The 24156-nt window shown below is 43.7% G+C and carries 18 protein-coding genes; 10 read left to right on the forward strand and 8 right to left on the reverse strand.

The window, feature by feature from the left end:
• Nucleotides 1–222: 222 nt before the first annotated feature.
• Nucleotides 223–1131: a DMT family transporter gene (locus tag OCV30_RS17995; protein WP_065678490.1), complete on the forward strand. Its 909-nt coding sequence runs from the start codon at nt 223–225 to the stop codon at nt 1129–1131.
• Nucleotides 1132–1202: 71 nt separating this feature from the next.
• On the opposite strand, the gene OCV30_RS18000 is transcribed toward OCV30_RS17995, so the two are convergent.
• From OCV30_RS18000 to deoD, 4 genes are all read right to left on the reverse strand, one after another.
• Nucleotides 1203–2783 (reverse strand): GGDEF domain-containing protein, encoded by a 1581-nt coding sequence (locus OCV30_RS18000; RefSeq protein ID WP_029225485.1) that lies wholly within the window; start codon nt 2781–2783, stop codon nt 1203–1205.
• Nucleotides 2783–4252: a hypothetical protein gene (locus tag OCV30_RS18005; RefSeq protein WP_009845832.1), complete on the reverse strand. Its 1470-nt coding sequence runs from the start codon at nt 4250–4252 to the stop codon at nt 2783–2785. Before OCV30_RS18005 ends, OCV30_RS18000 begins: the two co-directional genes overlap by 1 nt.
• Nucleotides 4253–4438: 186 nt before the next feature.
• Complete coding sequence (locus tag OCV30_RS18010) at nt 4439–5908, reverse strand: transposase (RefSeq protein WP_009845831.1); 1470 nt, start codon at nt 5906–5908, stop codon at nt 4439–4441.
• Between the two features lie 80 nt (nt 5909–5988).
• Nucleotides 5989–6699: a purine-nucleoside phosphorylase gene (deoD, locus tag OCV30_RS18015; protein WP_004732072.1), complete on the reverse strand. Its 711-nt coding sequence runs from the start codon at nt 6697–6699 to the stop codon at nt 5989–5991.
• Between the two features lie 346 nt (nt 6700–7045).
• Here deoD and OCV30_RS18020 point away from each other — a divergent pair, with 346 nt between their 5' ends.
• The gene (locus OCV30_RS18020) at nt 7046–8020 is read left to right on the forward strand and encodes a L,D-transpeptidase family protein (RefSeq protein WP_032555087.1); all 975 of its coding nucleotides are present in this window, start codon (nt 7046–7048) and stop codon (nt 8018–8020) included.
• Nucleotides 8021–8196: 176 nt separating this feature from the next.
• Here the strand turns inward: OCV30_RS18020 and OCV30_RS18025 are convergent, their stop codons facing one another.
• Nucleotides 8197–8463 (reverse strand): Lpp/OprI family alanine-zipper lipoprotein, encoded by a 267-nt coding sequence (locus tag OCV30_RS18025; protein WP_009845829.1) that lies wholly within the window; start codon nt 8461–8463, stop codon nt 8197–8199.
• 360 nt (nt 8464–8823) lie between these two features.
• Here OCV30_RS18025 and OCV30_RS18030 point away from each other — a divergent pair, with 360 nt between their 5' ends.
• Nucleotides 8824–10155: a DEAD/DEAH box helicase gene (locus OCV30_RS18030; RefSeq protein ID WP_009845828.1), complete on the forward strand. Its 1332-nt coding sequence runs from the start codon at nt 8824–8826 to the stop codon at nt 10153–10155.
• Nucleotides 10156–10307: 152 nt separating this feature from the next.
• Here OCV30_RS18030 and OCV30_RS18035 read toward each other — a convergent pair whose 3' ends face one another.
• A complete protein-coding gene (locus OCV30_RS18035; protein WP_065678489.1) occupies nt 10308–11555 on the reverse strand; it encodes an SGNH/GDSL hydrolase family protein in 1248 nt (415 codons plus the stop codon).
• 516 nt (nt 11556–12071) lie between these two features.
• On the opposite strand from OCV30_RS18035, the gene OCV30_RS18040 reads away from it, so the two are divergent.
• Both OCV30_RS18040 and OCV30_RS18045 read left to right on the forward strand, forming a co-directional pair.
• Nucleotides 12072–13013, forward strand: coding sequence for a lipase family alpha/beta hydrolase (locus OCV30_RS18040; RefSeq protein ID WP_012600192.1), 942 nt, complete (start codon nt 12072–12074; stop codon nt 13011–13013).
• A 39-nt stretch (nt 13014–13052) separates the two neighbouring features.
• Nucleotides 13053–13946 carry a lipase secretion chaperone gene (locus OCV30_RS18045; protein WP_065678488.1) on the forward strand — a complete coding sequence of 298 codons (894 nt, stop codon included), beginning with the start codon at nt 13053–13055 and terminating at the stop codon, nt 13944–13946.
• 195 nt (nt 13947–14141) lie between these two features.
• Here OCV30_RS18045 and OCV30_RS18050 read toward each other — a convergent pair whose 3' ends face one another.
• Nucleotides 14142–15785, reverse strand: coding sequence for a methyl-accepting chemotaxis protein (locus tag OCV30_RS18050; RefSeq protein WP_009845824.1), 1644 nt, complete (start codon nt 15783–15785; stop codon nt 14142–14144).
• 464 nt (nt 15786–16249) lie between these two features.
• Between OCV30_RS18050 and OCV30_RS18055 the strand changes: the two genes are divergently transcribed.
• The 5 genes from OCV30_RS18055 (at nt 16250) to OCV30_RS18075 (ending at nt 22336) form a co-directional block, all read left to right on the forward strand.
• Complete coding sequence (locus OCV30_RS18055) at nt 16250–17071, forward strand: phosphate ABC transporter substrate-binding protein (protein WP_009845822.1); 822 nt, start codon at nt 16250–16252, stop codon at nt 17069–17071.
• Nucleotides 17072–17195: 124 nt separating this feature from the next.
• Nucleotides 17196–18125 carry a phosphate ABC transporter permease subunit PstC gene (gene pstC / locus OCV30_RS18060; RefSeq protein WP_009845821.1) on the forward strand — a complete coding sequence of 310 codons (930 nt, stop codon included), beginning with the start codon at nt 17196–17198 and terminating at the stop codon, nt 18123–18125.
• Between the two features lie 64 nt (nt 18126–18189).
• Nucleotides 18190–19053: a phosphate ABC transporter permease PstA gene (gene pstA / locus OCV30_RS18065; protein ID WP_012600195.1), complete on the forward strand. Its 864-nt coding sequence runs from the start codon at nt 18190–18192 to the stop codon at nt 19051–19053.
• 69 nt (nt 19054–19122) lie between these two features.
• Entirely contained in the window at nt 19123–19872 is a 750-nt protein-coding gene (gene pstB, locus OCV30_RS18070) for a phosphate ABC transporter ATP-binding protein PstB (RefSeq protein ID WP_009845819.1), read from the forward strand.
• Between the two features lie 319 nt (nt 19873–20191).
• Nucleotides 20192–22336 carry a sensor domain-containing diguanylate cyclase gene (locus OCV30_RS18075; protein ID WP_065678487.1) on the forward strand — a complete coding sequence of 715 codons (2145 nt, stop codon included), beginning with the start codon at nt 20192–20194 and terminating at the stop codon, nt 22334–22336.
• 135 nt (nt 22337–22471) lie between these two features.
• Here the strand turns inward: OCV30_RS18075 and OCV30_RS18080 are convergent, their stop codons facing one another.
• Nucleotides 22472–24154, reverse strand: coding sequence for a BatD family protein (locus OCV30_RS18080; protein ID WP_065678486.1), 1683 nt, complete (start codon nt 24152–24154; stop codon nt 22472–22474).
• Nucleotides 24155–24156: the final 2 nt, after the last annotated feature.

Raw genomic sequence — 24156 nt, forward strand, 5'->3', positions numbered from 1 at the left:
TACGCTATCATCCAAGTAATTGTTATAAAAATGATTTACCAATCTGAAAATAATATGTTGCTGCTAATAATGAGAATAAAATCATTGGTGGATCTTATAAAATCCAATTGAACTTGAATAGGTTATTTCGGATTTCTTGCTGACAAGATGACAGTTCTGATTCAAACGATGCGCATAGCCATAATCATAGCCATAACAACAATAAATAAAGGATAAATACGGATGTATATAGGTGAATTAGCGGCCATTGGCGCTGCGATGGTGTGGGCATGTGCGACATGGATTTATGGGCAGTTTGGGCATCGCTTCTCTGCGATGCAGTTGAATATCGTTAAGGGGGTTGTAGCCTCTGGCATGATGCTGTTGGTCATGCCGTTAATACCGATGCCTGAATTCGAACTGAGTGCTAACCATTTTTGGATCTTGGCGATCTCGGGAGTCATTGGTATCGCAGTTGGTGACAGTGCTTATTTTGCGGCATTAAAAAGAATTGGTGCCAATAAGACCTTGTTGCTGGAATCTCTGGCTCCACCTCTTTCTGGTGTTTTGGCATTAATGTTTCTTGGCGCGGCACTCACTTTGCAAAGTTGGCTCGGTGTTGTGATAACAACCTTAGCGGTGACCTTTGTGGTCTTTCAGCCGTCGAAATCAGCGAACGGTAATGATATTTCTAATGACAAAGCACAGTGGGGTGGCATTGGATATGGGCTTATGGCAAGCGTTTGTCAGGCGTCGGGCGTGGTGATTTCCCATTACGCATTGGTGGCGGGTGACATTCCACCATTGTTAGGTGCTTTGATTCGCCTGACGATTGGCGTGTTTGCCGTAATGCTGATTATCCCTTTCGTTGAAAAGAAGCCGTACTCGTCGATAAAAAGAGATTTATGGGCAATGACCAAGCTCGATAAACTTTGGTTATTAGGTGCAATCTTTGTTGGGACGTTTCTCGCTCTATGGCTTCAGCAAGTGGCGTTGAAAAATGCTAACCCTGCGATTGCTCAAACATTAATAGCGACCAGCCCGGTCTTTATTTTGGTGATTTATGCGATTAGAGGAGAGAAGGTGTCAAAGCAAAGTATCATCGGGACACTTGCCGCATTAGGTGGAATCTCTTTGTTCTTTTATCAATAAGAGGCGGGCTTAGCTACAGACCTACAGACCTACAGACCTACAGACCTACAGACCTATAGACAGACGTGTTACTACTCCGTACACACTTGATTACGGCCGTTGGCTTTAGCTCGGTATAGGGCTTTGTCTGCACGATAGAAGGTACGCTGAGTATTTTCTCCATCGCGATGCAAAGTGATACCGATACTAACGGTTAAACCGCGCTCGCCGAGTATTTCATGCCACCCAAATTGGAAGATACGCTCTCGATAATTTTCAGAGTGCATTTCTGCTTTCGCAAGGTCAGTATTCTCAAGGATGACGAGGAACTCTTCTCCGCCAAACCTGACACATGACGCGCCTCTAAACTTAAAGTATGAACGCAGTTCTTGAGAAACGCTGACGATCGCTTTATCACCCACTAAGTGGCTCAGTTCATCATTGATTGACTTAAAGTGGTCGATATCGATAACCATTAATGCGAAAGGCGTTTCGTGTAGCAGTAGATCTTTCAGTTTCACATCTAACCAGCGACGGTTGTGTAACCCGGTCAGTGGATCGGTGAAAACATCTTGTTGTAGTTGAGCAACCGTATTCTTGTGCTGCTCTGTTGTCTCTTTTAGCTCTTTGTTCTCTTGTTCGGAGAGAATGAGTTTAAGTTGTAATTCAAACCGTGATAGACGGCGCAGTTGGCTTGCACCAAGTTCGCTGATCGGGATCTGCTTCATCAGATCCGTTTCAATTCGGTAGCCTTTCTTCTCGTAGCTCAGCGCTTCTTCAAAACGACCTTGATTCAAACATACATCACTTAGAGAATCATAGAAGCGCTTCGCAAGCACAGGTGACGAGCCGGGCTTCACACGTTTGTGGGTGCTCGACAAGATCATACTTGCATAGTCTTGCTTTCCGGTCGCACTCAAGCAATGTGCTAACTCTAGACGAGTCATGGTCGCGAGCCAACTTGCTTGAGTACTGTTGGCTGGATATTGAATTTTTGACAGACAACGAAGCGCTTCATGGTGCTTTTTCTTAGCACGGAGCACTTTTGCTTGATACAACAGTATCTGAGCTGTGAGTAGCTTATCACTCACTAAAATGCTCAGTTCTTCGCATTCGTTCAGTAAGTCGCTGGCCGCCGTTATTCGGTTGAGCAGTAGCAGACTTGCTACCATATAAAGCTTGAATTTCAGACGAAGTGATCGACTGCTTATCGCGTGATCTATGCTATTGATTTTTTGGTAGTAGCGAAGAGCTCTGCTGTGATCTCCGTAAGCGTCACACAGGTTCCCCATACCTAAGATAGCCATTACATATTCATCGATATGGCCGTGCTCAACGGCGATTGTCGATGAGCTGACGAATTCATTCAGTGCCGACGTGTAATCACCAATTTCAACCAAGCGATTACTTAAGCTGGTCTTTACAGTAAGAATATCTTCTATATCTGTAGGAAGGTGGAGTAGGTCGAGTGCCAGTTTTAATTCATCAATACTGGTTTGATTTTGTTGTAACTCGGCGCGGTACTCAGAGCTGATGATGTAACAGTGTGCTTGTTCTGTTTGTGTCGTCGAAACGTGTTGGCGAATATGATTCCAGAATATGATCGCCTCTTCACCCGATACCGATGAAGGATCTAGACCTGCATCTGTAATCTTGCTTAATAGGGTTTCCATCATTCTGTTACCTCAGCATCGTCTTCTTCTAGTTGTTCAAGAGTGAACGGGAACGTCAAAATATCGTTGAGGCTGACGGTCGGTCTCGAACCTTTTAATCCTTTTCTGTGCCATGGATAGATATCTAGCATGGTGGTCAGAGTTTTGAAGATCTGGTCAGCAGCTTCGTCTTTTTCGGAAAGCATAAGAGCCACACGTTCCGAACTTAGCCTTGCAATGAAGTCGTTCTGATTACACAAGGTATGTGCTATCTCGGTACAGACATCTAAGTAATCGGTATCGATGTGATGGAACATGATGATGCAGTGATTAGAGCGTTTAAGCTCCGTCTTAAATAGTACCAGTTTTTCCCACCAGAAGGTTTCGGAAACGACATAAGAGAGGTGCTTTTCCGGGTCGTGTTCGTGTTGACCTCTAATGCGGTTAATTAGCTTACGAGCTCTCTGTTCAAGCTGGCGTTTTGAACTGCGCGCTTTGTCTAAACCGACACGATTTGTTTGTTCTTTAAGCATGCCGGTAGAATATTGACGATACTTCTTAAAAGCGATCAATGCGGCTTCAAAATCTTGATTTTCTTCTGCGACTAAAGACTGTTGATAACAAATTTGGCTAAGCAGTTCGCCATTATCGAATTCGTTTGCTGACTCTTCTGCCAGCCTTAGCAACTCGGCGGCTTGTTCTGGCCTCTTTCTTAAGAGCTCCAGTCTAGCTCGACTGATGTAGGAATGCGCTTTCATCCATACAAGGTTGTGCTCTACTGCTAGCTTGTGCGCTTTGGCTGTGGCTCGTTCTGCATCATCCAAACGTTCAAGGCCAAGTAGGGCAAGGCCTCGAAAATCCCATACTTCAGCGTGCCAAGTATTATCTTTATATTCTTTTAGTGCTTCTTCTGCACCGTCGAGCACCGATAGCATTTCAACATAGTTGTTGAGCAGGTAGTAATCCCATGCGAGAAGTATTCTTGCTTTGCCTTCTAACCAACCAATGCGGCTGTTATTCGCTACTTTTACAGCGAGCTGGTGGGTAGAGCGTGCAAGTTTATATTCGTGAGTCATTCGCCAAATGTTGCCAAGGCCAATGAGGCATTCAATTTGAATCTCCACTTCATCAACCAGTGCAGATTGTTCTAATGCATTGATCCAGAACTGTTGGGCGGAGTAATACTTGGCTTGTCCCCAGAATTGGAGAGCGTGTAAGTGGAGAATTTCAGGGAGAAAATGATCGGTATCTAATCGGCTTTGGCGTTTGTAGGCTTCCTTGATGTATTTTAAACCTTTCTGGTAATCCATAAGGTTCCAACAACATCTCGCCATTAACATGAATGACTGGATAGCGCCCTCTTCAAACAGAACTTGCTCTGATCTGACTAGGCATTGTTGTGCAATCTCTAGGATCACCAATGGCTCAGAATCAACGCGAGTTTTGAGTTGTTCTAGTTCGGTTTCAAGAAGGTACTGATTTTTGTCCAAGGCTTAGATCCATAATTATCGAACATATTGATAACACAATCATTATAGGAGTGTGATTGATGATAAGCATCAATTATCTCTCGCTGAGCATAAAGGGGACACGTATCTTTTCCAATTTTGGGTGTTATCTCATGCTTTTGCTTTGAAATCAATGAGTTCTAGAGCGCTTGTCTAGATGGTAAATTTCTATGAAAGCAATTGCTTAAGAGTTAATGGCTGCTCTGTCACACCTAAGCGTTGTGCTGCCGTCAACCCTTGCTTATCTTGGTAGCACAGATTGTGCCAAGATCTAAATATGTCGAGTAATGGAAGAATGCCCCCAGGACGAAGTTTACGTCTTGGCTCATTGATGAAGCTATCAAATAACAACTGAAAACGTTGTTGATAGAACTTTGTTTGCTGAATTGAAGCTGTATTAAGCCACTGTTTTGGTTCTGGATTATTACCCGTTAGGTAGCAGATACCTTTTTGACTGTCACCTTGACTCGCGATAGCCCAACGATCGCGCCACCAACTCATATGAACGATGTCGATCTTTTCAAAATTTTGGTCATCTTGCCAACCTGAGTCTTCCTCTACATACATAAGGTCAACATTTTGACTCTGAATACGCGGCAAGCAAACGCTTAGAGCGGCAGATCTTAGTAATGGATCTTGTGGCATATAGATCGTGACATGCTTATTCTCGTCACACATATCAAGCACGTGTAGGAAGTGAGCATAGGAAGTATAAGGCGGTCGAATTAGCGCGCCTTTCGAAGGGTAACTGAATGTCGTAAGGTTCCCCATTGGGTCCTCTACATTGCCTCTCGCAAGAATTACTTGATATTGCTGCTCAATGCGCTCTTTCAGTTTGTCAGACGGCTGAGGAAGTTCGAGATTCGCTTCTGAAGAGTGCTCTTTAGACACAAAGCGTGCAACGTCATCATAAGGGTTGTGATCAGCACTTCCAGATGGTTCTTCATTTTGAGAGTAATTTACGTGTTGGCAAAGGATGTAGCCAGAGTGTGCCTCGCCAGTCGCTATCCATACCACACCATTGTTGCTTTTCGGTTGCAGGCGCTGGTAGTGAGAAGCGAATTCGTAATCTTTAGCATGGTTGACCCAACGAGCATCGATCATCGCTAACTTGCGACGACAGCGACTGGCGATATGGTCAACATGATCATAGAAAGTCTTTGGATTGATCTCTAACTTTCTACAAATTTCACGTACTGAATACCCCATGAACAATAAGCCCATGAGGTTCTCTTGAAACTGAAGTTTTTTGTTGGATCCTGACCACTTATCAACGAAGGTTGATTGGCAGTCTTTGCATCTGTAACGCTGCCTATCGCCACTGTAGCCGAAGGCATGATAAAGATGTTTGTGGGTATGAACCGATAAGCCAAAGTTATCGCAATCATCATTACGACAAGCAGGGAGCCCGTCGCTGTGAAGTTGTCTTAGGCGATGAAGTTCGCTTAACACTTCACGATTGTTAAGTAAGGGGGGGAAAGCTCCACATTCACGACAAACCATCGCTGGACGCTTAGGGTTTGCGTGTTGCAAAACATACCGTTTTGCATCGCTCAAGCCAAAGTTGTCACACGCCAATGTTTTACAAAAGTTGAGTTGCAAACCATCCGCATCTTTTGGCAGCTTGTCGTTAGACACGATCTCCCCCTCGGGATTATTTGAGCAGCCAAGTGAGCTTGGCTGCGGGGTAACGCTTTTCAATGTATCTTATCAATTCGTTAGATGTTGATTGCAGTCTCTAGAGCAACTTTCATCATGTCGTTGAAAGATTTTTGACGATCTTCAGAGCTTAGTTTCTCACCACGGATGATGTGGTCAGATACTGTTAGGATAGTTAGAGCTTTAGCACCAAGATCCGCAGCAACACCGTAGATACCAGCTGCTTCCATATCAACACCAAGGATGCCTAGCTTTTCCATTTTTTCGAAAAGGTCAGCTTCTGGAGTGTAGAAAAGGTCTGCAGAGAATACGTTGCCAACTTTAACTGGAACTTCTTGTGCACGTGCTTGGTTTACGGCTTCTTCTAGAAGACCGAAATCAGCGATTGCCGCGAAGTCATGGTTGTTGAAACGAATGCGGTTTACTTTTGAGTCAGTCGATGCACCCATACCGATAACAACGTCCATTAGTTTAACGTCATCACGTACCGCACCACAGCTACCTACGCGAATAACGTTCTTTACGCCGTACTCAGCAATTAGCTCATGTACATAGATGCAGCACGATGGAATACCCATACCGTGGCCCATTACAGAAACTTTCTTACCTTTGTAAGTGCCTGTGTAACCAAACATGTTGCGAACGTCACAAACTTGCTTCACGTCATCAAGGAATGTTTCTGCAATGTATTTTGCGCGAAGCGGGTCGCCTGGCATAAGTACAGTTTCTGCGAAATCACCAGCTTGAGCATTAATATGAGGTGTAGCCATGGTCGTTCTCCAAAGTTTTAACGGTAATTATAGGAACAGGGTTTTATTAATTACCGATTCTGTTGAATTGAATTCGTTTTGTTGAGGCAATATTAGCGAGTTAAAACGAGGCTCCGTGAGATGTTTGTCACAAATTTGCTCTACCTTTAAAGTATTATTCATATAGATAACCAAATATGTTGAAAGTTTAGAGGCAATCGATTTTGTGTGGTTAAATTACGCTATGTCCAGACGAAAAACGACAAATAAAGGCCTGTTGCATATCAGCTTGGAGCAACAATACGTTGTCGCGACGTTTGATCAGCGATAATCTAAACTTTGATAAAAAGACCAACCAAGGAATTGTATGTCGTATTGCGCTAACTCGACGCCTTTGCACTCAATGAGAACACAGATACGTAAGGTAGCTTTACCTCTAGTGAGGGTCACCATGCTTGTGGCAGCGATGGCTTCGTCGTGTGTGTCTGCGGCGACCTTTGTACTGCCTCCGGCTGAAAGCCGTATCGTCGGCAGAATACAACAACACGAAGTGGCTGCTGGCGAAACGTTGGCCATCATTGCTAAGCAATACGATATTGGTTTTCTCTCTTTAATGGCGGCAAACAAAGGCGTTGATCCTTTTCTTCCTGCTGAAGGTTATGTGTTAAGTATCCCTAGCCGTTTGATTCTGCCGGATACGCCGAGAAAAGGCATTGTGATTAACCTTGCCGAGTTAAGGTTGTACTTCTTTGAACCTGAGAAAAATCAGGTGCACGTATTTCCTGTTGGCATCGGTCGAGTGGGGCGAGATACCCCAGAGATGATCACTAAGATAAGCCAAAAAAGACCCAACCCGACTTGGACGCCTCCAAACTCAATTCGTAAAGAGTATCTAGAGAAAGGGATTGAGCTACCAAAAGTGGTTCCTGCTGGGCCGGAAAACCCTCTGGGCGAGTATGCATTACGACTTGCTTATGGTGCAGGTGATTATCTGATACACGGCACCAATAAAGACTTTGGGATAGGCTTGCGAGTCAGCTCCGGCTGTATCCGTATGGAACCTAAAGATATTGAGTGGCTTTTTGAACAGGTTAGTCGTGGTGAGCAAGTCACAATAATCGATGAGCCTATCAAAGTGTCTTTAGAGCCAGATAGAAGCGTGTTTGTTGAAGCTCACGAACCATTGACGCGAAGCGACGGCTCTAAGAAATTATTGCAAATCCCCGTTGAATTAAAATGGTGGCTTGAAGATGCAGATCTACCAAATTCAAAAGCGAAAGCGGTGATATTTGCTCAAAATGGCGTGCCTGTTGAGATAGCACCACCTGTGATTGAGTTCTAATTTGATTGCCTCTTCTGTAATAAGGGGCGTTTATCTTTGTTTACTCGAATTAATGCCTTCTATTCGAATTAGTAACGCCCAAAAAAAAGCACCACATCCGTTAAGAGGTGGTGCTGTCTATTTACTGCATTTTGCGACTGATTTAATCTACAGCTAAATCGCACTGAGCTCTCAAACTATTTAGTGTAAGACTCTGCGATGTTGTCGATACGGTCGTTAGCACGATCCGCTTCTTCTTTTGCTGCCATAGCGGCTGCAGCTGCTTCTTGAGCTTTCATTTCAGCTGCCGCTTTATCGCCTTTAAGTGCTTCAACTTCACTGGTTAGCTCAGCAACTTGGTTAGTCAATTGATCCATTTGTGACATTGCAGCTTCTTCTGGCTCAGAAGAACAACCAGCTAAAATGAAAACTGAGGCTGCAGCTGCGATTAACGTCTTATTCATAAGAACTCCTTGCTTATTTATCATCAAAAGATGCGCTATACATTCTTTATCATATAGTCGCTTCATTAATGATTGTAGCGACTAATTTTTTAACTGCAAAAACAATAACTAGAGAAATTACTAAATTTTTGAGGTAATTAGCTGAGCGTCACGTTATGTCTCGTTTATGAGATGAAGGGATGAGAGCCAGTTTTGATGTGTTTTTGGGAGTTATTTCTTTATGAGCAATGCATACAATGTTCTAGCAAACGAGAGATAAAGGGATAAATTTTCTGTGATCTCTATCCTTATAAAGTACTTTCGCGGTATCATGTCACGTTAAATTAATTTTATTCAATACCATCATGACTGGAGAGTCCTTTGCACTTTAAAGATTTAGGCTTAGATAACCGCTTACTGAAGAACTTAAAACATTACGACTTCAAGAAGGCGACAGAGATCCAATCAAAAGCGATCCCTGTTGCTATTGCTGGTAAGGATCTATTGGCTTCATCAAAAACGGGATCAGGAAAAACATTGGCGTTTGTGTTGCCGATGATACATAAGGCATTAAAAACAAAAGCTTTTTCTGCTAAAGATCCTCGTGGTGTAATTTTGGCTCCTACTCGTGAGCTAGCAAAACAAGTTTATGGCGAGCTGCGTAGCATGCTTGGTGGTCTATCTTACGAAGCGACACTTATTTTGGGTGGTGAAAACTTTAACGACCAAGTTAAGGCTTTGCGTAAGTACCCTCGCTTTATTGTTGCGACTCCAGGCCGTCTTGCGGATCACCTTGAGCACCGCTCACTGTTTTTAGATGGTGTTGAAACGCTGATCCTTGATGAAGCTGACCGTATGCTGGATTTAGGTTTCGCACCTGAATTGCGTCGTATCGCGAATGCAGCTAAACACCGTCGCCGTCAAACGTTGATGTTCTCTGCGACACTTGATCACGCGGAAGTGAACGACATTGCAAATGAAATGCTAGATTCGCCTAAACGCATCTCAGTGGGTGTTTCTAACGAACAGCACCTTGATATCACTCAGAAGTTTTATCTATGTGACCATCTAGATCATAAAGAAGCAATTCTGGATCGTGTTATTGAAGAAGCTGAATACCGTCAGGTGATGATTTTCACGGCAACTCGTGCTGATACTGATCGCCTAACCGAGAAGCTAAACGAGAAGAAGCTTAAAGCGGTGGCATTGAGCGGTAACCTAAACCAAACGCAACGTAATGCAATTATGAGCCAGTTCGAGCGTGCGGTTTACAAGATCTTGGTAACAACAGACGTTGCTTCACGTGGTATTGATATTCCAAACGTAAGTCACGTTATTAACTTTGACATGCCTAAGCATACAGAAGAGTACGTGCACCGCGTTGGTCGTACTGGTCGTGCGGGTAACAAAGGTGATGCAATCTCTTTGGTTGGTCCAAAAGACTGGGACAGCTTCAAGCGTGTTGAGCTTTACCTTCAACAAGATCTTACCTTCTCGGTACTTGAAGGACTTAAAGGTAAGTTCAAAGGTATTAAGCCGCGCAAACCTGCTTTTGCTAAAGGCGGTCCTGCGAAGAAGAAAACCAACACTCAAGCTAAGAAAACGCCGAAAAAACCGGTTAAGCGCGATAAGAGCTTCCATAAGAATGTGGCAGTGGGTGATACAGTATTTATCCCTAAGAAGAAAGTTGCGCCAAAAACTGACGACGAGTAATCAACTCGCGTGAGCTAAAAGATTATGTTTATAAAAACAGATCTTTATACAAGCTAGCGTAAATAAAAACCGCCTATGAAGGGCGGTTTTTTTGTATCTGGTTTCTGCACCTGAGAGGTGTTGTCTCAGGTTACAGAGTCATTCGAAAGGCTTTAGAAATCAAAGGTTGAGAATGAATACGCTAAGATATGGTCGGCAATGTATTTGTGGATGGCGGTCGTTGGGTGTGTTACTCCCCAGAAGACATAGCTGTCTGATCCGTACGCTGCGCAATCATTGGTTAAGCTGTGACTTTTTAGGTAGTCGGCCGCTGAGCTTCTATTGATATTAAGGCAGGCATCACTCGCGTTTCGAAAGCCATGTTGCTCTGGATTATCGGTAATGCTGGCGAACAACGCGCTTGCATCGAACAACACCACGTTTTTACCCATGCTTTGGTAATACTTGGCCTGCGTCTTGATGAATTGATTGAACTCTAAAATCTTGCCACGAACTTTAATGATCTCCTGTTCAGTTGAGTATTTGAATTGAGGTGCTTTGGTTGCATCGGGCAAGGTGAACAGCAGGATATTGTTTGCACCAGATTCCGTTAAGCGGATCAAAGCGCTGCTGAAATCGGCCTTTACATCGGCCACTTCTCGGTTGTAGTTCATAAAGTCATTGAGGCCAAACTCTAAAGTAAACAACGAGTTTTCTGGGCGGTAGTTTTTGGCGATTTTCATATAGGTTAAGTAAGAGGTGACTTGGTCATATACTCCGGTTAATGCGACGTATTGATTGGTGCCAGCAGCCCCACCTACTGCCCAGTTATAAAGAGGTACATCTTTCGCCTTGGCTAAATACTCTGTCCAGACTAAACCGTTTGAAAAGTGCCCTAAAAACCATGAGTTAGCGTTCGGGAAAACCCATTGAGAACCGTTAAATAGGTTACCGGTGTCAGAAAGACTATCACCGAAGGTGACGATACGGTTGATGGTGTTCGCTTGGACAACGTTGTCATTTGTCCAAATCGAGTGGTTATAAGAGAAGCGATTGTCTGCTGCAAAGTAAGTGATGTCTGCGGCGTCATGTTGGATGTCGAGCGTCTGTTCACAACGCTGCTTGATTTCAGATCGCGGAGCATCACTGTAGAACATGTTCTTGAAGGATACAGAAGACCACCAGTATCCATTGATTGTGTAGTAATCACCATTTTCCTTTTTCGCCCATTTCCAGTCGGTGGCTGGAGAGTCATGTGAGGCATCGGTTCGATACCAGCATCGAACATAAGAATAGGTCTCTGAACCTTGTGTACTAAGTACTTGTGCGGATGTAATGGATTCAGGTGTCGGTATTGAATCTTCAGCTGCATAAGCACCAAAAGGCAGGGTTAACGCGAGTATAAAAGCCGTATTTTTCATCACTGTATTCTCTTTTATATTTAGTGAGCCAAACAAAACGTTGTTGCTTGTGACTGTTTTAATAACTGAATTGCTAATAACTGGTATGACCTATATCTAAAACCAATAACTCTCGTCAATACATTCAGTTTTTTAGCGACTCATAACTGGCATCAGTGTCAAAGTTCCAACTACTTTTTGATTGAAAAACAATGGCTTCGAAATGAGATAGCTAATATCTAACATTTGATTTTAACGAACTATCGCAGGCAAACACGTCGTCATTGACCTGTACGGGATGATTTGTCTATTGAATGCCTAAATGAAAACGTTATCAGAAGGGTGGGAGGTAAATTTTAATTTAATCAGCAACTTACCCGTTGGTGGTGTCAAGCGATGTTGCATTTCTAATGTTCATCACAATTGTTTAATTCAAGTTCAATATCACAAATATCAAGTTATCACTTTTTGTTTTATAAAATCATCATCTACGGTTTCTTTACTCATCAGAGGTCTAATCTGTTTAAGGAAAGAGCATTGAAAAAGATATTAATTTGGACGATAGCCTGCCTATCCAGTTTTGGCGTCTATGCCGGAACAAGCGCATCAGCATTAGAAACCAGCGGATACACTGCAACGAAATACCCTATTATGCTGGTACACGGTTTGTTTGGTTTCGATACATTAGCAGGCGTGGATTACTTCTATGGCGTACCGGAGTCTCTAACAAAAGATGGTGCGAGCGTATACGTTGCTCAGGTTTCTGCTACCAACAGTTCCGAAGTTCGTGGTGAACAGTTACTCGCTCAAGTAGAGACGCTGTTAGCCGCGACAGGCGCAAGTAAAGTGAATCTAGTTGGTCATAGTCACGGTGGTCCTACTGCGCGCTATGTCGCATCGGTTCGACCTGATCTTGTTGCTTCGGTGACGAGCATTGGTGGTGTTCATAAAGGATCTAAAGTGGCAGACCTTGTTCGCGGGACGGTATCTGAAGGGTCAGTTTCAGAAGGTATCGCGGTTAAATTGGCTGGTGGATTGACGGCGCTGATCAACCTGTTATCTGGTGGAACGGATCTTGATCAAGATGGCCTTGCGTCTCTTGAAGCGTTGACCACTGAAGGTTCGCTTGCATTCAATCAGTTTTACCCTGAAGGCGTGCCAACGTCTGAGTGTGGTGATGGTGAATGGCAAGCAAACAACGGTGTCTATTACTATTCATGGACAGGATCTTCCACTTTTACTAACCTTCTTGATCCTACCGACGGAGCGATGACAATCCTTGGTTTAGCTTTTAATGAACCTAATGACGGGTTAGTGGGAGCATGTAGCGCGCATTTGGGCAAAGTGATTGGTGATGACTACAAAATGAATCACCTAGACGAGATCAATGGACTATTGGGTATCCACCATCTTTTTGAGACCGATCCAGTGACCTTATATCGTCAGCACGCCAATCGATTGAAGTTGGCTGGCCTTTAGGTTGCACTGCCCATTCATGACGAGAACAAGGAAAGTATGATGAAAAAGACCGCCATTTTGTCGATAACCACGATAGCCCTGATGAGCACAGCGGCGGTCTTTTTGTATCTAAAGAAGGAAGATACAAGTTCATATAATCACAGCGAACAAAGCGCTTCTTCATTGAAGGTTAGCTCTCAACAAGATACTGAAATCGATAGTGCGTCAGCTAAAGACATGATGGAATATTTCGTGTCAGGCAATACAGAATTAACCCTTGAAGATATCCGTGACAATGTAGCGAAACACCACGAGCAATCACAAGCGGCAGTGGTCGATGAAGCATTGTTCGCAAAGTACCTTGAGTACAAGTCGGCACTGACAGCATTGGATGTCCAATTCGACACCACCTCAATATCCGCAGAGGACTTACGCGCACTGAATCAAGCTCTGCTTGACCTTCAAACTCAATTTTTCAGTGAGAGCGAGATAAGTATTCTGTTTACCCATGACAATAAAATGAGGGAAATCGCTTTAGAAAAGTTACTTCTGAAACAAGAAGGGCTAGAAGAACAAGAATATCAGCAAAGGCTTGAATCCTATCTATCTGAACAGCCAGATTACGTTCAAACGAGCCATCAGAATCAGGTATTACTCCCACAGCTATCCAGTTCAGAAGGTCTAGACGAACAAGGTAAATACTTGAAAAGAAGTGAACTGGTCGGAGAAGAAGCGACACAGAGGCTCGAAGCGCTTGATCAACAAAGGGCGGACTTTGATGGAGCTTTAGATATTTACTTTGTTGAACGAAATGACATTTTGAATGACTCAGCACTCTCAGAAATTGAGCGACAAGAGACTATCGCACAGCTTCGGACTACGCATTTTCAGCCCGAACAACTTCGAAGAGTCGAAGCGATTGAAAGAATCAGAGCTGCTGAGAGCGATCAGTAATCTCCAGCAATTAAAAAAGCCAACTACTGATGACTCGATAGTTGGCTTAATAATGAAGGTCGGTTACTGCAATCTGTACATGTTAAGTAAGTGCTTACAGTTTAAGGCTTAAATTTTGTATCCTAGAGCCTATACCATAAGCCGTTACAGCTGAACCTTAAAGATTATTCGCCCTTACCCCTTAACCCTTAACCCTTAAACCTTAAAGAAACCCAACTGCTGCTTTTGTTGTTCAGCGAGGTTTGATAACTCGTGGCTTGCTGCTGCTGCTTGGGTAATGCCGGTTACGTTTTGGCTTACTAAGCTGTAGATATTTGAGATATTACGGTTAATGTCTGAAGTCACTTGGCTTTGCTCTTCTGCAGCAGCGGCGACCTGAGTGTTGATTTCCGTGATATCCGTTACTGAGTTCGCAATGCCTGAAAGTGCAGAGCTTACCTCACCCGAAAGAGTCTGGTTATGTTCCAACATAGACAGCGAACTGCTCATACTCTCATTCGCGTTTCCAGATTGAACCTGCAAGCCTTCAATGATGGTTTGGATTTCTTTGGTCGAATCTTGTGTACGTGCTGCTAGCATTCTCACTTCATCAGCTACAACCGCAAAACCACGTCCGCTTTCACCTGCACGAGCGGCTTCAATAGCAGCGTTAAGCGCTAGAAGGTTAGTCTGCTCTGAGATGCTTTGAATAACCTCAATGACATTACCAATCTTCTCTGAGTGCTCTTTTAGCGTGCCAACAACGTTCGCAGCTTCGCTAAGCTGAATCGCCATTTGCTCGTTTGCTTGGTTACTTTCATTAAACAAGCTCATGCTGTGTGTCGCCATTTCGTCAGCTTGCTTAGACGCGGAGTCAGCTTGTACTGCATTTTCGTTGACGTTTGCTGCTGTGCTCTCAAGTTGATTCACGGCAGAAGCAACTTGTTCCACTTCTTGCTTCTCTTGGTCTGAGTTCGCACTTGATTGTGTCATTACAGCGGCTAGTTCAGTCGATGCTGACGCAACTTCGATGCTGATTCGAGACAGTGAACTTACCGTGTCACGCAATTGCTCAACGGATTTGTTTACGTCTTGCGCAAGACGTGAGATCTCATTATCTCCATGTTCTTCGGCTTTAACTAGCAGGTTACCTTTTGCTACTTCGCGCATGGTTGCCTGAATATTGTTGATTGGTTTAACAATGATGCCAGCCAGTGTCCAGCTAATAACAAGAGCAATAGAAAGAATCACTAAAAGCCCAATAGTCGCAGTATTTAGGGTGCTAGTGTGTTGCTGACCATTGGTATGGACTTGTTGAGTAGCAAGCAAGTTTAGCTTTTTAGAAAGACTGTCGATTGCTTTTACCATTTCGTTACCTGCATGGCGGTATTGGTCAATTGCCGTTTGGTAACGAGTATCAAAGTCAGAAGTTAGCACTGAATTACCGTGTTTTGCCTTTAACAGGGGAAGCATGGTATTGCGTGAAAAGTTAACGTAATGGTCCATCGCCTTGCTCATTGCTGCGACTTCATCTTGCATACCTGGCACTGTGTCTAATGAGCTCAGTAGGCGTGAGTTTTGATCGCGTTTTTGATTAAGCGTTTCAACGAGCGTGTTTACATCATCAGGGTTGAACAAGCTATAGATTGCTTTGATGCGCATGCCGTAACTATTGTCGACGATTTCGCTGAGTTCTTCTTTATGTAGAATGAGTTGATCTGTTGCTGTTGATACATCTTTAAATGCGTTTTCCAGCTTGTCACCACCGATGATGACACCCGTCAAAAGTAATACGACGGAAAAGAGTACTGGAATAAGAATTTGTATTTTAATTGATAAGCCACTGAGAAGTTGGCGCATGAATTGTCCCTCTATAAATAAGTAAATGAGCCGATGCAATTGCTTTTATTATAATTATCCCGTGATTCTAACTACTGAGAATGACAATTCAATCAGTAATACATTCGATTTAGATATATGCGATAGGCAATTGATAAATTATGGTTGTTTATTGTGCAAAATGAGCGTTTTTCTTTATTTCTCTATGGCTTACCCGTTCTGGGTGGCTGTGCGGTAATTGGTAATATTCGGTGTTGGTGGAATGTTGAACGATTTGGGTTAAATAGATTGAAATAAATGTTTAACGTTTATGAGTTATTTAAACTTATTGCTTCAAGGTTATTTGACACGAAAAAAGACGGAAATAAATGTCAGCTGTCATATAGGCTTCAATTTAATGAAACACAACTGTCACATTCAGATTCTAAAGTGGGCACCGTTCAAGTTAAACACAACGGCAATAACGCCACTTAAGGAAATTTGTGATGAAAAAGACAGTTATCGGTGCAATCGCTCTTTTAGGTGCACTAACAGTGACTCCAGCTTCAGCTAAAGAAACTATTTCAGCAGTTGGTTCAAGCAGCGTGACGCCACTGATGGAAGTTTTCTCTGAAACATACATGAAAACGAATTCAAACGTATTTATCGAAGTACAAGGCCCAGGTTCGTCTGCTGGTGTTAAAGCGGCGAAGAACGGCAGTGCAGATTTAGGTATGTCTTCTCGTAACCTTAAAGATAGCGAGAAAGAAACAACACTCGTTGAAGAAGTGGTTGCTCGTGACGGCATCGCAGTCGTGGTTAACCCTAAGAATGGCCTTGACGGTCTAACGGCTGAGCAAGTAACGGCTATCTACAAAGGTGAAGTAACAAACTGGAAAGACGTTGGTGGTGCGGACAAGCCAATCGTAGCAATCACTCGTGATACAGCATCTGGTACTCGCGGTGCATTCGAAGACATCATGTCTCTTAAAATGAAGATTTCTGGCACGAAAGTATCAGCAATCTCTCAACGTGCTCAAGTTGCTAACGGTAACGGTGCACTAAAAACAATGGTTGCATCTAACCCTTACGCAATCGGCTATATCTCTTTAGGTACAGTAGATAACTCAGTAAACGCGCTTGCAATTGACGGTACTGAAGCATCTGTAGACAACGTTAAGAACGGTTCTTACAAAGTAGCTCGTCCTTTCCTAGTACTTTACAAAGAAGGTAAGCCTTCTTCTGAAACTCAAAAGTTCCTAGATTGGATGCTAACTGACGAAGCTCAATCTCTTGTTGAGAACAAAGGCTACATCTCAGTTAACTAATCTATATCTCAATTAATTAAATATTGCTCAGCCTACCTTTTCAGGCTGAGCCTTTTCTATCCCACTTCGAGTTAATCCGTACGCTTATACAGCGTGTTAAGGATTTCGATATGTGAGACTTGTTATGACCATCGCAACGAATAGTGAACAGCTTATGAATAGCGAAGCGACTCAACTGAAACGCGGCTTACGTAAAAAGAAGCGTGTAGATTGGAAAGAGCGTATTTTTCACGGCTTATTTCTTACTAGCGCAATCATCGGCATCGTATCCCTTGCTGTTATTGCTTTTTTCATCGTTAGAGAAAGTATCCCTGCGTTCCAGGAAGCGGGCCTATCGGGCATCGTGCTAGGACAGAACTGGCTACCACCAGCACTTTACGGTGTTGCTACCATGATTGTGGCATCTGTCGTATCGACATTAGGTGCAGTAGTGGTCGGTGTGCCGATTGGTGTGTTAACGGCAATCTTTATTGCTGAAATCGCGCCAAAGCGTCTGGCGGACATCATTCGTCCTGCTGTCGAATTGCTAGCGGGTATACCTTCGGTAGTTTACGGCTTCTTCGGCCTCGTTATTATCGTTCCTCTGATTCAAAACGTATTTCAAGTGCCCGCGGGTAACACGATTTTGGCGGGTATTATTGTTCTGGGTGTGATGATCCTTCCGACGGTAATTACGGTTTCTGAAACCTCAATCCGTGCTGTACCAAGAACGTACAAAGAAGGTTCTTTAGCGTTAGGTGCTTCAAAGATCTTTACTATCTTTAAGTTGCTCGTTCCGGCTGCTCGCTCAGGCATTATGACGGGCGTAATTTTGGGTATTGGCCGTGCTCTTGGTGAAACGATGGCAATCATTATGGTGATGGGTAATGCACCTGCAATGCCTGAAGGTATCTTAGATTCAGCTCGTACACTAACCGCGAACATTGCGATTGAAATGTCTTACGCGAGTGGTATTCACGCAAGTGCACTCTATGCGACGGGTGTTGTTCTCCTTGTTTTCATCATGTCTCTGAATGCAATTCTCCTTTACTTGAACCGTGAGAAGGCGAGGTAACATTATGTCTTTAGAAAATAACGTAGCACCTCAAGCTCACCCTACGAACTTGCAAGGTAAGACGATGAATAAAATCGCGTTAAAGAAAGCCCGCGCACGTAAAGACGCCGTTCTGAGTGGTTTTATATGGGCTGCTGCCGCGTTAACGGTGGGCTTTTTGTTCTGGATTATGTGGTACATCCTCTCAAACGGCTTGCAGCACGTTGATTGGAATTTCATCACGGATGACTACACGCGAACGGGCGATGAGCACGGCATTTTTCCGATGATCATCTCGACAATCTACATGGTTATTGCTTCGATTGCGGTTGCTGCGCCATTGGGTATCATGACGGCAATCTACCTGACTGAATACGCAAAAGTAGGCAGTCGCTTAGTTAAGATCATTCGATTTTGTACCGAGTCATTAGCAGGTATTCCGTCAATCATCTTCGGTCTGTTTGGTATGACATTTTTCGTGGCTATTTTAGGTTTAGGTTTCTCTATCCTATCGGGCGCGTTGACTCTGAGTATCTTGATTCTTCCAGTGATTATTCGTACTACTGAAGAAGCATTGATGGCGGTATCTCAAACTTATCGAGAAGGCTCATATGGTTTAGGGGCTTCTAAAATCTACACAATCTGGCGTTTGATTCTACCAAGTGCAATGCCGGGTATTATCACTTCAGTTATTCTGAGTATTGGTCGTGTTATTGGTGAATCAGCGCCAGTATTCTTGACCGCAGGTATGGTTGCTCGTATCCCAGATTCACTATTGGATTCTGGCCGTACATTAACCGTTCACTTATATAAGTTAACGACGGAGCTATTTACCATTGAAGAATGGAATCAAGCATACGGCACAGCAACAGTACTGATTGTTCTTGTACTGCTGATCAACACACTCACGAAGTTGATCGCAAGACGTTTTAATACTGCAACTTACTAAGCAGGGTTTTCTAGAGCCAAATGAGCTCCTAAAACAGTACAGACTTTGACGAATTACGAGATTACGAATATGAACAAATTTAATATTAAAGACCTAGACCTTTTTTACGGTGAAAACCAAGCGCTTAAATCAATCAACCTACCCGTGCCAGAGCGCCAGGTGACCGCTTTAATTGGCCCGTCGGGTTGTGGTAAATCAACGCTATTACGTTGCTTGAACCGAATGAACGATCTTATTGAAGGTGTAAAAATTACCGGCCTTCTTGAGATGGATGGCGACAACATCTACGGCAATATCGATGTGGCTGATCTACGTATCAAAGTCGGCATGGTTTTTCAAAAGCCAAACCCCTTTCCAATGAGCATCTATGAAAACGTGGCATACGGACTACGTGCTCAAGGTATCAAAGACAAAAAGCACATTGATGAAGTGGTTGAAAGTTCACTTCGCGGCGCGGCGCTTTGGGATGAAGTGAAAGATCGTTTGAAAGCACACGCATTCGGTTTGTCTGGTGGTCAGCAGCAACGCCTGTGTATTGCTCGCACTATCGCAATGCAACCAGACGTAATTTTGATGGATGAACCTACTTCAGCACTTGATCCAATTGCGACTCATAAAATTGAAGAGTTGATGGAAGATCTGAAGAAGAACTTCACTATCGTTATCGTAACGCACTCTATGCAGCAAGCCCGCCGTATTTCAGACCGCACGGCTTTCTTCCTAATGGGAGAGCTTGTAGAGCACAACGAAACCAGCGTTATCTTCAGCGAACCAAAAGATGATCGCACTAAAGGCTATGTAAACGGTGACTTTGGTTAATTGCTTAATCGATAACGTGGTCAATACCACTAACTGAAACGCAGGTTAGATATTCGATTCGATTTACAGAATTATCACTATAACTATAAGCGATGGAAGTTTTGCCCCACTTTAGGTGGGGCTTTTTTATGCTGTTAAAAAACATCACATGTCGACGAAATTTTGGGCAGGAAATCCCATTTTTGTAGTCCTTCTCATGCTTGTGATAATGCAAAAGGTCAAATTGCGACCCACTTAACATCTCATTTTTAGTTACATTGATTGCATATCAAGGCTTCTGTATTTTTGCGTTATTCTTATTAGCCAATGGACCAACGCCGTGCATGTTAAAGCCTTTGCAAAACAGATATCTGCTACGCGTGATCACCGTTTATTGGCTGAGTCTCTGTTTGACTACCTGATTAAAATGCTTGGCCCCCAAGGGGTCGGAATATTTGCAGAGCCAATACCAGAAAGTGACTCGTTACCGTTGTTTTCCTGCGGTGAATTAACTTCTCTTGATCATTACCCTTCAACATTTTGGCCATGGGTTTCACAGTTCGACACTGCAGACGGTGTGTTACCGATGTCGCTCAATACGTGCAAGTGGGAGCACAGTAAAGCGCTTGGTGGAGAGTCGTTCATCATGATGCTCGACAACGCACCAGCCTGTAGAACTTATTTAATTATTCAAAATTGCATCGCAGAAAAAGTTAATCAAACCTTTGACCAAGGGCTGGATGGCCTTCAATTAGCGGCAGCTCGCTGGCAGTGTATTCGCGCAGAAAAAAATGCAGCTATCGAGATTAAGCATAGGGATACACGTGAAGCGCAATATCTTGATGAAATTAAGCTTCGAGAGTTGTTTGTAGATAATATGAAATTGGTTCATCAGGTGGCGTTAGAGCTCTCGAACCCTGAATCATTGGATGCACTCTACAAAGCATCGGTAGAGGCGGTACGCGATAGACTTGGTTTTGATCGCGCTATATTTATGTTGCTTGATATGAAAAAGCGTTGCTTTAGTGGCACCTACGGCACCGATGAACTAGGAAAAACCAACAGCGAACATCACACTCAATATGACCTGCATCAGCTTGAATCGGAATATATCGAGGCATTGTCTGACAACCACACTAACTTGGTCGTTATTGAACATGCTCCACTCTACACTGAAGGTAAGGTTGTAGGGCAAGGGTGGAATGGCATGCTTATTTTGCGTGAAGGGGATAAACCCGTAGGTTGGATTGCCATGGACAACTACATTCACCGCTCGCCAATCACCAATTACCAAAAGCAGATGCTTGAATCGTTCGGCTCTCTGCTGTCTCAGATATACATTCGTAAACGCCAAGAACTGAACATCCGAATGCTGCATTCGAGTATGGTTGAGTTGTCTCGCTGCGATAGCGTCAGTGCTGTGTGTAAGTCCGCCGTCAGTTTTGCTATTCAGCATTTAGGCATTGATCGATTAGCCGTTTTCCTTACCGATAAAAATTGCAGTTACATGCAAGGTACTTGGGGTACCGATATAAAAGGCGATATTGTCGATGAGTCTTATTATCGTTCAGAGCTGGTAGAGCGTGACATTGTGTCTGCAGCTCGTACTTACCCTAACCAAGTCGCTTTTGAAGAATCGGTCCCTATTTATCATGATTACAATATTGTCGGGGTTGGCTGGACGGCAATGACAATGCTCACCACAAATACAGGCGTTCCGATTGCGTTTATCGCTGCGGATAATTTGTTAACACGAAGCCCTTTAACTTCACAACTGCGTGAAGTGATACGTATCTTCGCCTCTAGCCTTGCTGAAGTCTTACAAAGAACCATGGCGCAAGAAGAGATCAAAAAGCTCAATGAAACCCTAGAACAAGAGGTTAGCAAGCGAACTCAAGAGCTTGAAAATGCGAATGAACAGCTCGATGTGATTTCTAAACTCGACCCGCTGACTCGTCTTGGTAACCGCCGTATGCTGTCACAAGTTTTAGATGATCTGAATTGTGAGGAACAAGGTGCATTTGCTACGCAGAATGAGGTCACCTTTGGGTTAATTCTTGTCGATCTTGACCATTTTGGTTTGTACAACAGTGTCTATGGCCATACTGAGGGGGATGTCGCTTTACGTGCCATTGGCAAGATACTGAGCACTCATGTTTACGGTGATCAAGAAACCTTCTGCCGTATCGGCGGTGAGGAGTTTATGTTGTTGATGATCGGCACCAATCACACAACAACAAAGCAGCGTGCAGAGTCGATTCGACAAAGTATTGAAGACGCAAAAATTCTCCATTGTAAAAGTAGCACTAGCCAATATTTAACCGCGTCTGTGGGTTATGCATCGATAACTTCGGATCAGCGCCAGTTCGATTTTGATTTGTTGTATGGCAAGGCAGATAAGGCTTTGTATAAGGCGAAAGATTCAGGGCGAAATAGAATTGTCTCGGCTATGAAGCGAAGAAAAGTTGCGGCTACACTGACTTAGTGTGGTATCTGTTTTTCCCGTTCTCAAAAACGACTGAAGCCGTGATGTTCACAATGTGGTCATCACGGCTTCGTTCTTTTTTTGACTTAGATTTTCTGTTTAATTAGCTTTCTGCTTACTTAGAACACCGGTTAATTAAAGCCTTTCTAACGTGCTCTTGTGTGCTTTGTTCGAGATGCGTTTTGGTTTCTTAACCGCTTTGATTACCTCAGAAGGGTCCCATGACTGACTTGGTGAGCCAGCTTCAGCATAGAGGCTCTGATTTAGTCTGGTGAGCTCAGCTTCGATTGTTTCTAACGTTTCATCACTCAAGTCTGGGTTTTCTGTTTTCCACTGTTCGAACAAAGTTCTCGTCTTCACACCGTCTTTCATTTTCAGAGCTGCAATAAGCGCTTCTGCCGTATCGGATTGACGTTCATCTTTTTGCTTTTGTTTTACTGCTGTACCGCGGCGTGACCAGAAGTAGAAAGCAATCGCAGAACTGGTTAACCACAACACAGCAAATAGGGCGGTCAGATAAGGCCACATTCCCGGGTTTTCAACGGTAATAATCGTCGGACTGGCTTGTTGTGTCGGCGCTTCAATCGCTGGAGGAGGCGTACTTGATGTTGCTCGCTCGCTAGCCTGAACCGACAACTCAAGACCAAGAGCTTTACTGATTTCTTGTGATTGTGAGTCAGTGTTAAACCAAGCTTGAGAAACATCAGGAAGCGAGATATTTCCAGCCTCTTTCGGAATCAAGACTTGCTTGTAAACAACGACAGCATCACCGGATTGAGTGGTGCCAAATTGCGGCTTTTCTTCATAAACACGCACCGTTTTAGGGTAGGTGATATTCAGTTTTGGCAGTTGGTGCTGCGTTAAGTTGCTAGCCGTCATAGTTATGGTTCGAGTTAACGAATCACCGGCTTCTATTCCAATCTTCTGTTTGTCGTTACCTAAAGCATTGCCATCCCTGAGTTCATTGCCTTGGCTATCTGACCATTTCTGAATCAACTTGAAGTTCGATGTTGGTAACCACTCACCTTGATAGCCTTTTGGTACCGGATTCACTGTTACATCTAAGGTTTCAACAGGCGTGTCGAGCTGGAAAAGGCGCGTCGTGCTTGAGTTGTTGGTTGAGTAAACAACAGCACCGGTTAACTTTGGCCCTTGAAGCTGAAATTGTCCTGCTTGCTGTGATGATATATGGAAAGATTGCTGAACAACCGTGACTTCTTGTCCGTTGATAACATCTTGGAACTGTTTCGACTCACCGATGGGTTCCACGTCCAAATTTGATGAGTTTGGTAGAGAGATTTGGGGATCTTGTAATCTTCTTGGATCCGCTTTGATGATGAGTTTTACATCAAGTTCCGCGACCTCTTGAGGGTATAGCGAGTCTTTACTCAGATTAAGTTGAAACTCGGCCATATCACTCTGCTTTGGAGCGGCTTTATTAACCGAAACGTTGATGGTGATCGGTTGGGTTTTTGCGCCTTCAATATCAAAGCTAGGAATCTCTAATCGGCCTAATCGAAGTGGGGCAAGGGTAATATTCCACTCGCTAGATACGGTGCGGCTACCATTGACGATTCGCATCGATGACCCAAAACTTGGGGTGCCGACGTAGAAATTTTTCTGAAGGGAGGTCAGGTCTAAAACACCGGACGATACTTTTTCATCGGTCGCCACTCTAAGTAGGAATACTTCATCTTTGGTCACACTGTTTTGCGAAACACTCGCCACAGCGGTCGCTGCCAATGCAGAGAAGGACGAGAAAGCTCCCAGCAACAAAGTCAGGAGTATTGATAAAAATGGCTTGTTTAAAAATCGCATGG

The organism is Vibrio atlanticus, assembly GCF_024347315.1.
In the GTDB taxonomy this organism is placed as follows: Bacteria; Pseudomonadota; Gammaproteobacteria; order Enterobacterales; family Vibrionaceae; genus Vibrio; species Vibrio atlanticus.